Origin of the sequence: Agrobacterium sp. 22117 (genome assembly GCF_052045735.1) — a bacterium.
Lineage (GTDB): Bacteria > Pseudomonadota > Alphaproteobacteria > Rhizobiales > Rhizobiaceae > Agrobacterium > Agrobacterium cavarae.
Genome location: NZ_JBQEPP010000001.1, coordinates 186,676 through 201,997 on the forward strand (window position 1 = coordinate 186,676; position 15,322 = coordinate 201,997).

Annotated in this window: 14 protein-coding genes; 7 read left to right on the top strand and 7 right to left on the bottom strand. The window is 58.5% G+C overall.

The window, feature by feature from the left end; all coding sequences use genetic code 11:
* Window positions 1-66 precede the first annotated feature (66 nt).
* The 3 genes from ACTJKV_RS00905 to upp all read left to right on the top strand — a co-directional run bounded on the left by ACTJKV_RS00905 (window position 67) and on the right by upp (window position 3,009).
* On the top strand, window positions 67-1,287 hold the full coding sequence (locus ACTJKV_RS00905; RefSeq protein WP_274100999.1) for a phosphopentomutase: 1,221 nt from the start codon (window positions 67-69) through the stop codon (window positions 1,285-1,287).
* The gene (locus ACTJKV_RS00910; RefSeq protein ID WP_274100998.1) at window positions 1,284-2,276 is read left to right on the top strand and encodes an adenosine deaminase; all 993 of its coding nucleotides are present in this window, start codon (window positions 1,284-1,286) and stop codon (window positions 2,274-2,276) included. The genes ACTJKV_RS00905 and ACTJKV_RS00910 overlap by 4 nt, the downstream gene beginning before the upstream one ends.
* Before the next feature lie 103 nt (window positions 2,277-2,379).
* Window positions 2,380-3,009 carry a uracil phosphoribosyltransferase gene (upp, locus tag ACTJKV_RS00915; RefSeq protein ID WP_062427135.1) on the top strand — a complete coding sequence of 210 codons (630 nt, stop codon included), beginning with the start codon at window positions 2,380-2,382 and terminating at the stop codon, window positions 3,007-3,009.
* Between the two features lie 281 nt (window positions 3,010-3,290).
* Here the strand turns inward: upp and dnaA are convergent, their stop codons facing one another.
* The 4 genes from dnaA to mutM all read right to left on the bottom strand — a co-directional run bounded on the left by dnaA (window position 3,291) and on the right by mutM (window position 7,812).
* Window positions 3,291-4,859: a chromosomal replication initiator protein DnaA gene (gene dnaA / locus ACTJKV_RS00920; protein WP_111850106.1), complete on the bottom strand. Its 1,569-nt coding sequence runs from the start codon at window positions 4,857-4,859 to the stop codon at window positions 3,291-3,293.
* 771 nt (window positions 4,860-5,630) lie between these two features.
* The gene (gene rpsT / locus ACTJKV_RS00925; protein ID WP_062427133.1) at window positions 5,631-5,897 is read right to left on the bottom strand and encodes a 30S ribosomal protein S20; all 267 of its coding nucleotides are present in this window, start codon (window positions 5,895-5,897) and stop codon (window positions 5,631-5,633) included.
* Window positions 5,898-6,118: 221 nt separating this feature from the next.
* Window positions 6,119-6,892, bottom strand: coding sequence for an enoyl-CoA hydratase (locus tag ACTJKV_RS00930; protein WP_274100996.1), 774 nt, complete (start codon window positions 6,890-6,892; stop codon window positions 6,119-6,121).
* Between the two features lie 17 nt (window positions 6,893-6,909).
* The gene (gene mutM, locus ACTJKV_RS00935; RefSeq protein WP_274100995.1) at window positions 6,910-7,812 is read right to left on the bottom strand and encodes a bifunctional DNA-formamidopyrimidine glycosylase/DNA-(apurinic or apyrimidinic site) lyase; all 903 of its coding nucleotides are present in this window, start codon (window positions 7,810-7,812) and stop codon (window positions 6,910-6,912) included.
* Between the two features lie 201 nt (window positions 7,813-8,013).
* Between mutM and ubiE the strand changes: the two genes are divergently transcribed.
* The 3 genes from ubiE (at window position 8,014) to ACTJKV_RS00950 (ending at window position 11,210) form a co-directional block, all read left to right on the top strand.
* Complete coding sequence (gene ubiE, locus ACTJKV_RS00940; protein ID WP_062427130.1) at window positions 8,014-8,790, top strand: bifunctional demethylmenaquinone methyltransferase/2-methoxy-6-polyprenyl-1,4-benzoquinol methylase UbiE; 777 nt, start codon at window positions 8,014-8,016, stop codon at window positions 8,788-8,790.
* 35 nt (window positions 8,791-8,825) lie between these two features.
* Window positions 8,826-10,400: a 2-polyprenylphenol 6-hydroxylase gene (gene ubiB / locus ACTJKV_RS00945; protein ID WP_274100994.1), complete on the top strand. Its 1,575-nt coding sequence runs from the start codon at window positions 8,826-8,828 to the stop codon at window positions 10,398-10,400.
* Between the two features lie 354 nt (window positions 10,401-10,754).
* Complete coding sequence (locus tag ACTJKV_RS00950) at window positions 10,755-11,210, top strand: hypothetical protein (RefSeq protein WP_274100993.1); 456 nt, start codon at window positions 10,755-10,757, stop codon at window positions 11,208-11,210.
* 144 nt (window positions 11,211-11,354) lie between these two features.
* On the opposite strand, the gene hemW is transcribed toward ACTJKV_RS00950, so the two are convergent.
* The 3 genes from hemW to rph are packed head-to-tail and all read right to left on the bottom strand — an operon-like array spanning window position 11,355 to window position 13,952.
* Window positions 11,355-12,569 carry a radical SAM family heme chaperone HemW gene (gene hemW / locus ACTJKV_RS00955; protein ID WP_113260125.1) on the bottom strand — a complete coding sequence of 405 codons (1,215 nt, stop codon included), beginning with the start codon at window positions 12,567-12,569 and terminating at the stop codon, window positions 11,355-11,357.
* Between the two features lie 8 nt (window positions 12,570-12,577).
* On the bottom strand, window positions 12,578-13,222 hold the full coding sequence (gene rdgB, locus ACTJKV_RS00960) for an RdgB/HAM1 family non-canonical purine NTP pyrophosphatase (protein WP_144621802.1): 645 nt from the start codon (window positions 13,220-13,222) through the stop codon (window positions 12,578-12,580).
* Window positions 13,223-13,235: 13 nt separating this feature from the next.
* Window positions 13,236-13,952 (bottom strand): ribonuclease PH, encoded by a 717-nt coding sequence (gene rph / locus ACTJKV_RS00965; RefSeq protein ID WP_062427127.1) that lies wholly within the window; start codon window positions 13,950-13,952, stop codon window positions 13,236-13,238.
* 166 nt (window positions 13,953-14,118) lie between these two features.
* Between rph and hrcA the strand changes: the two genes are divergently transcribed.
* Window positions 14,119-15,210 carry a heat-inducible transcriptional repressor HrcA gene (gene hrcA, locus ACTJKV_RS00970; RefSeq protein ID WP_062443036.1) on the top strand — a complete coding sequence of 364 codons (1,092 nt, stop codon included), beginning with the start codon at window positions 14,119-14,121 and terminating at the stop codon, window positions 15,208-15,210.
* The last annotated feature ends 112 nt before the right edge of the window (window positions 15,211-15,322 follow it).

Below are 15,322 nucleotides of genomic sequence, written 5' to 3' on the forward strand. Positions count from 1 at the left end.
GCTCTGCGGTGCTCTATATATCGCCGTTACATAGCGACAATCATGTCGCGTCTTTCATGGTGAAGCATGGCACGCGCATTTCTGCTCGTTCTCGATTCCTTTGGTGTGGGCGGTGCGCCTGATGCCGAACATTACGGAGACCTAGGCTCCAACACGCTCGGCCACATCGCCGAGTTCTGTGCCGCAGGTGCGGCGGACAGAGCAGGCCTGAGATCCGGACCATTGAAACTTCCCAACATGTCGGCGCTTGGCCTTTTGGAGATCGCCACACTCGCCAGCGGAACCCGCCCGGCTGGCATGCCGCCCCCCGAACACATTTTCGGTCTGCATGGCTGCGCCAACGAAGTCTCGAAGGGCAAGGATACGCCGTCCGGTCATTGGGAAATTGCCGGAACGCCGGTGCGCTTCGAGTGGGGTTATTTCCCGACCGAGGGCGATGCCTTCTCGCCTGAGCTTATCGATACGATCTGCGAGAAGGGCAACCTCCCGGGCATCCTTGGAAATTGTCATGCGTCCGGTACGGACATCATCGCCCGTCTTGGCGAAGAGCATATCCGCACGGGCAAGCCGATCTGCTACACGTCGTCGGACTCGGTCTTTCAGATTGCCGCGCACGAAATGCATTTCGGGCTGGAGCGGCTGATTGCGCTGTGCGAGATCGTCCGCAAAATCCTCGATCCGCTGAATATCGGCCGCGTCATCGCACGCCCCTTCATCGGGGAGAGTGCGGCGACATTTGCTCGAACGGGCAATCGGCGCGACTTTTCGGTTTTGCCGCCGGAGCCGACGCTTCTTGACCGCCTTGTCGAGCGGGACCGCAAGGTTCTGGCAATCGGCAAGATCGGCGATATCTATGCGCATCAGGGCGTGTCGCGGGTGATCAAGGCCAATGGTAACGATGCCTTGATGGAGGCGACGCTGGAAGCCATGGATGAGGCCCTGAACGGCGATCTCGTCTTCACCAACTTCGTCGATTTCGACATGAATTACGGCCACCGCCGCGATGTTGCAGGCTATGCCGCAGCGCTGGAGGCGTTCGATCAGCGTCTGCCGGAAATTCACCGCAAGATGCAGCCGGGCGATGTCACAATCCTGACGGCCGATCATGGCTGCGATCCGACCTGGCTCGGGACGGATCACACGCGCGAACGCGTGCCGATCATGGCCTTCGGTCCCGGTTTTCGCGAAAGAAATATTGGTATCCGCTCAAGCTATGCGGATATCGGCGAGAGCATCGCCGCTCACCTCAGCATACCGTCCGGACGGCACGGCAGGAGTTTTATGTGACCCATCAATTATTGAAAGCTGAAATCCATTGCCATCTGGAAGGTGCGGCCCCTCCCGCACTCGTGCTGGAACAGGCGCGCAAATACAATGTCGACACCAGCGCCTTCTTGCGTGACGGCGCCTATGTCTGGAATGATTTTGCCGAGTTCATCCGCTGCTATGACGATGTGGCGCAGGTTTTCAAGACGGAAGAAGATTATGCCGCTCTCGCGGAGGCCTATCTCCTCGAGCTTGCGGGCGAAAACACCATCTACAGCGAGTTGATCATCTCTCCCGATCACGGCGATCGCATCGGCCTTGGTGCGGATGCCTATCTCTCCGGCATCGCCGAAGGCATGCGTCGGGCCAAGGAGAAGACCGGAATAGAGGCGCGTATCATCGTTACCGGTGAGCGTCATTTCGGCCCGGAAAGTGTCATCGCCGCAGCCGAATACGCCGCGCGTGTGCGTCATCCTCTGATCACCGGCTTCAATATGGCGGGTGAGGAACGCATGGGGCGAGTGGCCGATTATGCCCGTGCCTTTGACATCGCCCGAGATGCGGGACTCGGCCTCACCATCCATGCCGGCGAAGTCTGCGGTGCCTTCAGCGTTGCCGACGCACTTGATCTCGTCAAGCCGCAGCGGATCGGCCATGGGGTTCGAGCCATCGAGGATGCGGCAGTCGTCGAGCGTCTGGTGGAACTCGGTACCGTGCTTGAGGTTTGCCCGGGCTCCAACATCGCGCTCAGCGTCTATCCGGATTTTGCAAGCCATCCCTTGAAGCAACTTCGCGACGCTGGCGTTCGCGTCTGCATCAGTTCGGACGATCCACCGTTCTTCGCCACCTCGCTGGCGCAGGAATATGAGATTGCCCGCCACGCTTTCGGCTTTTCGGATGCAGAGATCAATGCATTGACGCGAACGGCGCTCGAGGCTGCCTTCGTCGATGAGGAGACGCGGAGCAGCCTTCTCGCACGCTTCGATGCCTCGACCGGTGCGGCGGCCTGACCAAAGGCTGCCGCCGCGGGAAACCTCTCACTTCCGGTCTTGCGAAATGCCCGCATTTGGTCGAAGAGAACAAAGATAAAAGCAAAAGGAAAGGCCAGTTTCCATGGACGGCGTAACAGTCATCGATCACCCGCTTGTGCAGCACAAGCTCACCTTCATGCGCAAGAAAGAAACCTCCACGGCCGGCTTCAGGCGGCTGCTGCGCGAGATTTCCACACTGCTCTGCTATGAAGTGACGCGCGATCTCGACCTCACGATGGAGACCATCGAGACGCCCATGGAAACGATCGAGGCACCGGTGCTGGAAGGCAAGAAGCTGGTATTCGCCTCGATCCTTCGCGCAGGCAATGGCCTTCTCGAGGGCATGCTGGAGCTCGTTCCTTCAGCGCGTGTCTCGCATATCGGTGTCTACCGCGATCACGATACGCTGGAAGCCGTCGAATATTACTTCAAGGCACCGGAAAGCCTGGATGCGCGCCTCATCATCGTCGTTGATCCCATGCTCGCAACCGGTAACTCCTCGATTGCTGCCGTTGAAAAGCTCAAAGAGCGCGGCGCGAAAAACATGCGCTTCCTCTGCCTGCTCGCAGCACCGGAAGGCATCAAGAACTTCCGCGAAGCCCACCCCGATGTGCCGATCTATACTGCGGCGATCGATCGCAAGCTGAACGAGAAGGGCTATATCGTTCCCGGTCTAGGCGACGCGGGCGACCGCATGTACGGCACGAAGTAAGCAGCGTCACAGCGTAAGGCGTGGCGCGATCTTTCAGGTTCGCTTCCCACGCTTTCGCTGTTTGTTTACCGCATGCCGTCATCGCAAAACCGCTGCCCACTTTTGCGTGGACCAAGCTTGAGTTCAGAAACTGTAAAAGCCCGCCGTCGGAAACGACAGGCGGGCTTTTTCAACGGCGATACTGTGATGATCGGGAGGCGTGCCTCTACCGCGCCAAACGTCCCCGGCTCGGGTCATGCAATGAAACGGCGCGGTCAGGATGTCCTGCCGCGCCATTCTTATCAGGCATTGTTTTCGTTGATCAGTCGCTTCAGAAGCTCGACCTCATGGCCAAGCTTGCTGTCGCCCGAGATCAATTCCTCGATCTTGCGAACCGCATGAAGCACCGTCGTGTGGTCGCGCCCGCCGAAACGGCGACCGATCTCCGGGAAGGAGCGGGGGGTCAGCATCTTGGCGAGATACATCGCCACTTGGCGCGGCTTGACGATGACGCGGGTGCGGCGATTGGAGACCAGCTCCTGGCGCGAGACATTATAGTGGCGGGCAACAATCCGCTGAATATCTTCGATGCGCACGCGCTTGGCTTCACCAGCGCCAACCAGATGGGCGAGCAGCTCGTCCACACGCTCGACCGACAGGTTGGGCTCAAACGAACGGCGGAAGATCAACTGGTTGAAGGCACCTTCCAGTTCACGGCCGCTGGCGGTGACGCTGCGGGCCACGTGGGAGACGATGTCTTCGCCAATGTCGAAGCTTGGATCTTCCTGGCGTGCAGTTGCGATACGCTGCTTCAGCATCTCGTAGCGCATGTCGTAATCGGGACCTTCGATCTCGATCGCCATACCGCCCTGAAGGCGCGAACGAACGCGCGGATCAAGCGACTCCAGCTCCCACGGCGCGCGGTCTGCGGCAACCACGACCTGCTTGGCGCTATCGAGCAGCATGTTCAGCAAATGGCAGAACTCGTGCTGGATCATCTTGCCCTGCAGGAACTGCATGTCGTCAATGATGAGAAGATCGATGTTGCGCAGCGTGTCTTTCAGCGTCAGCGCATCATTGTCGCGAATGGCGGTGGCAAAGCGCCACATGAAGTATTCTGCTGTCAGATAGACGACGCGCGGATTGCGCGGGCTATCGACTGCGGCATTGGCAATCGCCTGGAGAAGATGGGTCTTTCCAAGGCCAACGCCGGCATGAATGAAGAGCGGATTGAAACGTACTGCGCCCGCACCAGCTTCGGCAATCGTCTTAGCGGCAGCAAGCGCAACGCGGTTGGACGATCCTTCCACGAAGGTGTCGAAGGTAAAGCGCGTGTCGAGCGGGGAGCCGAAGAGCGGACCGGAGCCAGAAGAGCGCGGTGCCATGCTGGGTGCAGACGAACCCGGATGGCTTGCAGCGCTGGTTATCTGCGGTGGGATGAAGGGCTTGGCACGCTGGGCGGAAGGCGTGGCATCCTGGACCGGCTGCGTTCTGTCATCGGTCGCAACAGCGCGAGCCGGACGGCTGGCCGAACGCACCAGGATCTCGACCTTCAGGACATTGGCGTCTTCCGCCTGCACCAGAGTGGTTATCAGATCGATATAGCGGTTGTTGATCCAGGACTTCAAAAATGTCGTCGGAACGGTGAAGCGAACAACGCTCTTGGACACCGAGTGCAGCTTCAGCCGCGCGAACCAGCTTGCATAGACTTCAGGACCGACCTGCGCCTTCAGTCGCGCGCTAAAGCGCTCGAACAGCGCATCGTTCTTCATATTCGATATATTCCCCGCCGCATCATTGCAAACTGCATCACAAGCGTTCTGTGCGCGGTCCCCGTTTGCCACCGCACCCATTGCCAAATTCAATTGCATTCCTGCCGCCTTTCAAATTGCCAATCATAGCCTGGCAGAGCGTCAAGCTTCGCCAGAGATACCCCACCTACTGTCCCCGTAAGGATGGCCCCTCTAAAACCATCCTGAAGCGCAAGGCTTCAACCGCGAGCCGGCTATCCCGCTAACCTCTCCATCATGAAGAGGCATGCTACTCTCAATGCATACTCTCACATCACAACTCGGACACCCGTCACCAAGACACACGTCTATCTTTCTACAACCCATGAGGTTGTAGCCAAACACATCCAGTGACTTGAAAAAACGGGTCCGAACAGAACCCGTCCGCAAGGAGCTTACGCCTTCGAACTTTGTTTCGAGATAGCTTGTGGATAGATATCCGCGCCCCTTGTCGAGATGCATTTAGGCAGGATCGCATACGGAGATCAATGGCGTTTTTTCTGTGGCTGAGCCGATCTGCCATTGACTCGCGGAAGGCCTTTTGCATGGCCGGCGGGCTTGTTTGGAGAATCGCTTATGAATCAATGAGATTCATTTTCGAGCTATTTTTGAGGCCGGTTTTGACAGAAAAATAAAAAAATCCTTGACTCAAGATTGTGGCTGCCTTCCGCAGCGGAAAGACGGCGTCCCTTGAGAGACCTTCTGTAAGTTGCTGAAATTAAAGAGCTTTTTGCGTCACGCATTTGAAGCATAAATGTCATGCTCATTGCGAAACCGTTAATAGGTCGTTAGAATCGGAAAAAGCCCGGCCGAAGGGCCAGGCTTTTCAATCACAATATTGTCTTAGCCGGATTAGGCCGAAAGGGCCTTTACGCGCTGCGCCAGACGAGAAACCTTGCGCGATGCAGTGTTGAAATGCATGACGCCCTTCGTAGCGGCGCGCTGGATTTCTGGCTGTGCAGCCTTGAGCGCTTCAGTCGCAACAGCGAGATCGCCAGTTGCCAGGGCCTCTTCGACCTTGCGAATGAAACCGCGGACGCGCGAACGGCGAGCCTTGTTGACTGCGGTACGGCGAGCGATCTTGCGAGTCGCCTTTTTCGCCGAAGTTGTATTGGCCATGTATGCCTCTCTTCGAATTCAAACCAAAATCCGCAACCACAGGATAGGGTCGTTCGAAGACCTCATGTTCCAAAATTGCGGGAGTAACTGGGACAAGCCGGATGACTTTCCCTAACCGTGGGCGGGCATATAACCCTAAAGCCGCTGCCCGTCAACGCGTTTTGCGTAAAAACACCGAGATTCCGACTCCCGGCAGACACCGGCTTGGCGGGTGCCGGCGCCTATTTGTTCTGGAACAGCGGCTTTCTCTTTTCGATGAATGCCTCCATACCTTCTTTCTGATCGTCCGTGGCAAAAAGCGACTGGAACAGGCGCCGCTCGAAGCGCAAACCCTCCGACAGCGAAACCTCGAAGGAGCGGTTGACGCTCTCCTTCGCCATCAGCACGGAGGCGCGAGACAGGGATGCAATCACGCTTGCGGCCTCGACAGCCTCGTCCAGCAGCTTTTCAGGAGTGACAACGCGCGAGACGAGACCGGCGCGCTCGGCTTCCGCGGCATCCATCTTGCGACCTGTCAGAACGAGGTCCATGGCCTTCGCCTTGCCGACCGCGCGGGTCAGCCTTTGCGAACCGCCCATGCCGGGAATGATACCCAGCGTGATTTCCGGCTGGCCGAACTTCGCCGTATCGGAGGCGATGATGAAATCGCACATCATGGCAAGTTCGCATCCTCCGCCGAGCGCGAAGCCAGAGACGGCGGCAATCACCGGCTTGCGGCTCGCCGCCACATCATCCCATCCTCCCAGAAAGTCGCCAAGATAAGCATCGACGAAATTGAGCGTACTCATCTCCTTGATATCGGCACCGGCGGCAAACGCCTTCTCCGATCCGGTAATGACGATGGCGCCAATGGAGTCATCTGATGAGAAGGCCGAGAGAATATGGCGTAGCTCTTTCAGCAGCGTGGAGTTCAGCGCGTTGAGCGCTTTCGGGCGGTTCAGCGTAACGACGCCGACGGCATCGCGCTTCTCGACAATGATCGTCTCGTAATCCATGGCTTTCTTCCTCTCCCTTATTTCTGGCAGGCGGCGCAATAGAATGTGGAGCGTCCGCTCTGCGTAATCCTCTCGACCGTACCCCGGCAATCGGGGAAGCGGCAAGCATGGCCTTCCCGATCATAGACCGAAAAGGAATGTTGGAAATATCCAAGCGAGCCGTCGGTCTGGATATGATCGCGCAGCGACGAGCCACCGGCTGCAATCGCATCGGCGATGACGTCGCGTATGTGCCGCGTCAACTCTTCCAGAGCAGGCTTCGGCTTTCCCTTTTTGGTGACAAGGGTCGATGCCGCGCGAAGCGGGGAGAGGTGGGAGCGCCACAGCGCTTCGCACACATAGATATTGCCAAGCCCCGCAATGAGTTTCTGGTCGAGCAGGGCACCTTTGAGCGGCTGCGTCTTTCCCTCAAACCGGCTGGCAAGGTAGTCGGCGCTCAGAGCATTTCCGGTCGGCTCGGGACCAAGACCGGCGAAGGCCGGATAGAGGTCGATATCGGCACGGCGCACCAGATGCATGAAGCCGAAACGGCGCGGGTCATTATAGATGACGCGTGTCTTGTCCGCGCCGCGCGTCAGATGAAAGATCACATGGTCGTGCTTGCCATCCTTGGAGCGCGGGTGGTGAAACTCGCCGGGCGTCTCACCGGATGTCTCGGCTTCATTCCCGCTTTCGATGCGGAAAGAACCGGACATGCCGAGATGCGAGACGATGGTCAGGCCATTGTCGAGTTCGATCAGCAAATACTTTGCCCGGCGCCCGAGCGACAGGATTTCGCGACCTTCCACGAGTTCGGCAAAGCCTTCCGGAAAGGGAAAACGTAAGTCCGGGCGCGTGAGGAGCAGTCGTTCGATCCGCGCGCCTTCCATAACGGGCGCTAAGCCGCGTCGAACGGTTTCCACTTCAGGCAATTCGGGCATGGCACTCTCTTCACGTCTGTTTATCGCGGCGACCTTGTGGTCTATAGACGGCACACATACATGTCGCGGGCCATATCTATGGTGCAACAGATAGCGTTGCAGAGCCGTTTCCGCTATGTGTTGGTTTAAAGAGTTAGAGTCCTTTGTGCGTCTTAAAGCACGCACGGTACTCTAGTTGTCATTGAGGAATGGAGACTGATCATGACCGAAGCCCGCACGACAGCCGAAGGCGGTATGGAAACCTCCTATGGCTTCCGTCAGGTCAATGAAGGCCAGAAGCAGGGCATGGTCAATGACGTCTTCCATAAGGTTGCCAAGCGCTATGACATCATGAATGACGTGATGTCGGCCGGTCTGCACCGGGTTTGGAAAGACGCCATGGTCGCCTCACTCTCGCCCCGCAAGGACCCATCTTACAAAGTTCTCGATGTGGCGGGCGGTACCGGCGATATTGCCTTCCGCATTGTCGAAGCCTCCAACCGTCTGGCGCATGCCACCGTTCTCGATATCAACGGCTCGATGCTCGGCGTCGGCGAGGAGCGGGCGGCCAAAAAAGGCCTAACAGAAAATCTGACCTTCGTCGAGGCCAATGCCGAAGAACTGCCCTTCGAGGCCAATAGCTTCGATGCCTACACGGTCGCCTTCGGCATCCGCAACGTGCCGCGCATCGATGTGGCGCTGTCGGAAGCCTATCGCGTGCTGAAGCGTGGCGGACGTCTTCTGGTGCTGGAATTTTCCGAAGTGGAAATGCCGCTGCTCGACAAGGTCTATGACGCATGGTCCTTCAACGCCATTCCGCAATTCGGTAAGATGATCACCGGCGACGCCGAGCCCTACCAGTATCTGGTCGAGTCGATCCGTAAATTTCCACGGCAGGATGATTTTGCCGCCATGATCCGGACCGCGGGTTTCTCGCGCGTCAGCTACACCAACTATACCGGCGGAATTGCCGCGCTGCATTCTGGCTGGAAACTCTGATCGATGGCATTTCCAGGACATAGCAGGGCATTCGCATGAGCACGCTTGGCGCATATTTTCGACTCGCCAAGGTTGGCTGGGTTCTCGTCCGCGAGGGTGTGGTCCTGGCGCTGCCCGACGAGGGGCTGCCCGCTTCTGCGAAATTCGTCAAGGGCATGCTGAAGCCGCTGGCGCGCAACAAGGCGTTGAGAAGTGAGCGCAGCGATCGACTCTCGAAGGCGGTCAGCCGTCTTGGCCCGTCCTATGTCAAGATGGGTCAGTTCCTGGCGACCCGGCCAGATGTGGTTGGCGCGGACTTTGCCGAAGATCTGGCCGGTCTGCAGGACCGCATGGATTTCTTTCCCGTTGCTGCCGCCAAGGCCAACATCGAAGGCTCGCTCGGACGTCCGATCTCTGAGCTTTACGTAGAATTCGGCGATCCGATAGCCGCAGCCTCCATCGCGCAGGTGCACCCCGCCGTCATCGACACGCCATCAGGGCGCAAGAAGGTGGCGGTCAAGGTTATTCGCCCCGGTGTGCGCCAGCGATTCCAGGACGATCTGGAAGCCATGTATCTGGTGGCCGATCTGCAACAGCGTTTCGTTCGCTCCGCCCGGCGTCTGCGGCCCGTCGAAGTCACCAAGACGCTGGAGCAGACCACCAAGATCGAGATGGACCTTCGCCTCGAGGCGGCGGCTCTTTCCGAGCTTGCCGAAAACACCAAGAGTGACCCAGGCTTTCGTGTGCCGGAAGTGGACTGGGAACGCACCGGTCGCGACGTCGTCACCATGGAATGGATCGACGGCATCAAGATGTCGGATACGGATGCGCTGAAGGCGGCCGGTCACGACCTCAATGCGCTCGCCGATACGCTGATCCAGTCCTTCCTGCGCCACACGCTGCGCGACGGCTTCTTCCATGCAGACATGCATCCCGGAAACCTTTTCGTTGATCCGACGGGTATCATCGTCGCAGTCGACATGGGAATTGCAGGACGGCTTGGCAAAAAGGAACGTCGCTTCCTGGCGGAAATCCTCTATGGCTTCATCACGCGCGATTATATGCGCGTGGCTGAAGTGCATTTCGAAGCGGGCTACGTACCGGCCCACCATGACATGGCAAGCTTCGCCCAGGCGATCCGCGCCATCGGCGAGCCGATCCATGGCCAACCGGCCGAAACCATTTCCATGGGCAAGCTCCTGACGCTGCTTTTCGAAGTCACCGAACTCTTCGACATGGAAACGCGCCCCGAACTGGTCATGCTGCAAAAGACCATGGTCGTCGTCGAAGGCGTCTCACGTATCCTCAACCCGCGCTTCAATATGTGGAAGGCCGCAGACCCCGTCGTCAGCGGCTGGATCCGCGACAATCTCGGGCCAAAGCGTATCGTCACCGATCTGAAGGACGGCGTGAAGGCAGCGATCAAGCTGGCGGAAGCGGCACCCGAGATCGCGGCCAAAACCGAAAAGCTGCATTCCGAACTGATGTATATGAGCGAAAACGGCCTGCGCTTCGACGAACGCACGGCCGAAGCCATCGGCAGGTCAGAAGCCCGTCACACGCGCTGGGGGCGCCTGGCACTCTGGGTGATTGCGGTGACGCTGATCTATATCGCTTTCAGGATCAGTTGAGGCGGCTAAGAAACACGATGGAAGCATCTCAGCGGCCAATTCTACAGCGCGATCGTTCTCCCAATTGACGATGCATTAAAGTCGTTCGGCGACTGCGGTCCCCCCGGTTGTGTTTAGCGACAGGCGGAGCAGTTTAACTTGAAGCTAGTTCGCCACTCGATCCAATGACTTGAGGATTAGCCAAACTCTCAGGTTGGGGGCGGAGACTTAGGTCCGGGCCTGGTCTTTTCTGGTGTAATCGAACCATAAACAAATTGCTGTGTAATCCGCGATGTGGGCTTCCTGCAGCACCAGTCGAAGACTTGCTGGTTGTGTGAGCCCTGTGACAGCTAGTTCAATGTTTTAGGTGATGAGTTGATCAAACCAGAGAAGCTTTTCGATGCCTACGAGCCGGGCGGTGAGGATATCGCCTTATCTGGTCTTCCGTTCTTCTACGTCTCGGTGTTTGATCATTGGCTAACCGAGGACGAGGCCGAAGTCTGCAGAATATTCACGTATGAACAGGCGAGGGACAATGAGGCTCTGCACATATATGAAGCCGGTGAGCGCAGTTTCCTGAGTTTTTACGAGACGTTAAGAGTGTTGTCTGGAGTTTTGGCAAATCCTGAGCGCGTCAGCGTGCGCAGCGCGGGGGAAGATATGGAGGCAATATTTATCCGTAGCTTAAGAGAGCAAAGTCTGATGGACATCTGTTTTACTGATCTCAATCTCAGAGCCGTTGGGGGATTTGATCGCACTGACTTAATGATTTTCGGCGATACCACTCATGTGGCCAAGGTAGAGGCTTTAGCGCGCGATGCTGGGCTTTAGGTTCTGCGATAACGCAGTCTGCCAAAGGCTCAGGTTGCCCTCCAAGACAGTCCGTTTCGCGTACTTAAAGGCCTCTATGCGCGGGACATTTTGAAAATCGCGGCGCGCGATTCTCTGGCTGGAGCGTGCCGTGTAGCGCTTGTCTCAAGCGAGATCGGCAACCACCGAATCCAGGATCAGCATGCCGGATGGCGTGCAGCGGACGCGCGAATTTCCAAGCCGCTCGATAAAGCCGTGTTCCAGTAAAACCGCCTCGCGATCAGGGTCCAGATCGCGGCCCGAGAACTCGCTCCAGCGGGCGAGATCGACGCCTTCGCGAAGCCGCAGTCCCATCAACAGCAACTCGTCGGCCTGTTCGTCACGCCCCAGCATTTCCTGATCCACCATGCCGTGCCCATCGCGCTCCACGGCTTGCAGCCATGTTTCGGGGTGTCGCTCGGTGGCGGTTGCGAGTTTGGCACCGCCCTTGCTCAGACGTCCATGGGCGCCGGGGCCGATACCGGCATAGTCGCCATAGCGCCAATAGGTGAGGTTGTGGCGGCTTTCAGCACCGGGACGTGCGTGATTGGAAACCTCATAGGCCGGGAGACCATGACGTGCGGTAATCTCCTGCGTCGCCTCGTAGAGCACAGCGGACTGTTCGCCATCCGGAACAATCAGCTTGCCCGCCTTGTGGAGACCGTAGAAGGCCGTGCCTTCCTCGATCGTCAACTGGTAGAGCGACAGGTGATCGACCGCATAGGAGATGGCCTCTACGAGCTCCTTTTCCCATTCCTCAACTGTCTGATTGGGGCGGGCATAGATGAGATCGAAGGACATGCGCGGGAAGATTTCGCGCGCCAGCCGGATAGCCTTCAGCGCATCGGCCACATCATGCAGGCGTCCGAGGAACTTCAGATCCCGGTCATTCAGCGCCTGTACGCCCATGGAGACGCGATTGACGCCGGCGGCCCTGTAGCCACGAAAGCGTTCCGCTTCCACGCTGGAGGGATTGGCCTCCATCGTAATCTCGATGCCGTCCGGCACGCGCCAGAAGCGGGCGATACCATCGAGAATGGCGCCGACCGTCTGCGGGTCCATCAGCGACGGCGTGCCGCCGCCCATGAAAATGCTGGTGACGACCTTGGGGCCGCTCAACTGCCGCATCGTTTCCATTTCGCGCAGGAAGGCGGCAACGAAGCGCTCCTGATCCACCGGCTGGTGGCGGACATGGCTGTTGAAATCGCAATAGGGACACTTGGCCGCGCAAAAGGGCCAGTGAACATAGATGCCAAAGCCGGGTTCACCCGTATCCGGCAGAAGGTCCGCATATCCGGACGGATGTGCGCCGGGCGCAGAAGAAAGGCCGCTCCCGGTCATCGTAATGCTCATGCCTCCAGGCAGGTTTCGACGAAGCTCTTGAAAGCGCGCGCGCGGTGCGACAGCGCCGTCGCATCGCCCTGGCGCCAGCCATGCTTTTCGTCGGAGGTCATTTCCCCAAAGCTGGTTGCGTAGCCTTCCGGCTGGAAGATCGGATCGTAGCCGAAACCGCTCGTGCCGCGTGGCGGCCAGACGATCGTGCCTTCCACTTCACCGCGGAAAAACTCGGTATGGCCGTCCGGCCAGGCCAGGCAAAGAACGCTGACGAAGCGGCCGGTGCGCTGCTCCGGTGTCGTCGCGCCACGATCCTGAAGCGCGTCTTCGACCTTTTGCATCGCCATGGCGAAATCGCGTGTGCCGTTGCCGGTTTCCGCCCAGTCCGCAGTGTAGACGCCAGGCGCGCCGTCCAGCGCGTCGATCACCAGACCCGAATCGTCGGAGAGCGCCGGCATGCCGGATGCCTTGGCCGAAGCGAGCGCCTTGATCGCCGCATTTTCTTCGAAGGTCGTGCCGGTTTCAGCCGGCTCTTCGAAATTCAGCTCGGCGGCCGATTTTGCCGAAAAGCCGAGAGGGCCGATCAGGTCGGCGATTTCGGCGATCTTGCCCTTGTTGTGGCTGGCAACGACGATGGTTCTGGTATCAAGCTTGCGCATGGTCTTGTCCCGTTCAGGCAATTGCCTGCTTCTGCATCTCGACGAGCTCCGCACAACCCGCCTTGGCAAGGCCAAGCAGGGTCAGGAATTCCTCTTCCGAGAATGGCTTGCCCTCGGCGGTGCCCTGAATTTCGACGATGCCGCCAGAGCCGGTGATGACGAAGTTGGCGTCGGTCTCCGCAGAGGAATCTTCAAGGTAATCGAGATCGATCACCGGCTGATTGGCGAAGATGCCGCAGGAAATGGCGGCGATGTGGTCCTTCAGAACCTTTTCGACCTTCAGCATGTTGCGGCTTTCCATCCACTTCAGACAGTCGTGAAGGGCAATCCAGGCACCGGTGATGGAGGCGGTACGCGTACCACCATCGGCCTGGATGACGTCGCAGTCGATGCTGATCTGGCGTTCGCCAAGGGCTTGCAGATCAACGACTGCGCGCAGCGAACGGCCGATCAGGCGCTGGATTTCCTGCGTTCTGCCGCCTTGCTTGCCGGACGATGCTTCGCGCTTCATGCGCTCGTTGGTGGAGCGGGGAAGCATGCCATATTCAGCTGTAACCCAGCCCTTGCCACTGTTGCGCAGCCATGGCGGCGTCTTTTCCTCGAGGCTGGCGGTGACCAGAACATGCGTATCGCCGAACTTGACGAGACAGGAGCCTTCGGCGTGCTTGGAGAAGTTGCGCTCGAAGGATACCTTACGCATCTGGTCGGTTTTTCTGCCTGAGGGCCGCATATCGTTTCTCTCCGTCTCTTAACTTCCCGCCTTCTAAGGTCAGGGCGACGCTTTTGCAAAGGAAAAGCGGACGAGCAGGGCTTAGAGCCGAATTTCCGTTTTCACTTGGAAGACCGAGTGACTATATTCAAGACAGTGAAAAACAGCTTGGGGAAGAACGAGCGGCATGGGCATAACTCCTCCCATCGGCAAAGAGCCAGGTGCGCTTCTGGACGATCGCTCACGCGAAATCTTCAGGCGCATTGTGGAAGGCTATCTGGAAACGGGCGAACCGCTCGGTTCGCGTAGTCTCTCTCGCCTGCTTCCCATGTCGCTGTCGCCAGCGTCTGTGCGTAACGTCATGAGCGATCTGGAGGAGCTCGGTCTTATCTATTCGCCGCATGTCAGTGCCGGACGCCTGCCGACCCAGACCGGGCTTCGCTTCTTCGTCGATGCCTTCATGCAGGTGGGCGAACTGCCTGAGGCCGAGCGCGCCAATATCGACCGGCATATCGGCCCGATCTCCGGGCGCGAACAGTCTCTCGAAGGCCTGCTGTATGAAGCAAGCAGCATGCTCTCCGGCATGTCGCGCGGGGCAGGGCTGGTGCTGACCGCCAAGAACGATGCCGTCCTCAAACATGTGGAGTTCATCCGGCTGGAGCCCACCAAGGCGCTCGCCGTTCTGGTCGGCGACCATAACCAGGTCGAAAACCGCATCATCGAGCTGCCGGCCGGCATTACTTCGTCGCAATTGACCGAGGCCGCCAACTTCATCAACGCGCATCTCGGCGGCCAGACGCTGCCGGAACTGCGAAGCCAGATAGCCCGACAGAAGAACGAGCTGCAAAGCGCGCTGAGCACGCTGGCCCAGGATCTGGTGGAGCGGGGGCTTGCCGTCTGGTCCGGCGACAATGAGGAAGGCAAGCTTGGTCGTCTGATCGTGCGCGGCCGCTCCAATCTTCTCGAAGGTCTGGCCGGAGAAGAGGATATCGACCGGGTTCGTCTTCTCTTCGACGATCTGGAGCGCAAGGAAAACCTGATCGAGATCCTCAATCTGGCAGAGACCGGCTCCGGGGTCAGGATTTTCATCGGCTCGGAAAATAAGTTGTTTTCCCTGTCGGGCTCATCGCTGATCGTTGCACCCTACAAGGACGACGAGAACCGGGTCGTCGGCGCTGTCGGGGTTATCGGCCCGACACGGCTGAACTATTCCCGCATCGTGCCGATGGTGGATTACACCGCCCAGATCATGGCGCGGCTTTCAACCAAGCGACGTTAGAGCGTTTCCATTTGACGTTTCCATCTGAAAAGGAAACGGTCTAACCGCGCAGGTCGCTTGAAAAACCGCTCCTTTTTCCCGTAAGCCTTGATTTTTGCATGGCAAAGCTCGA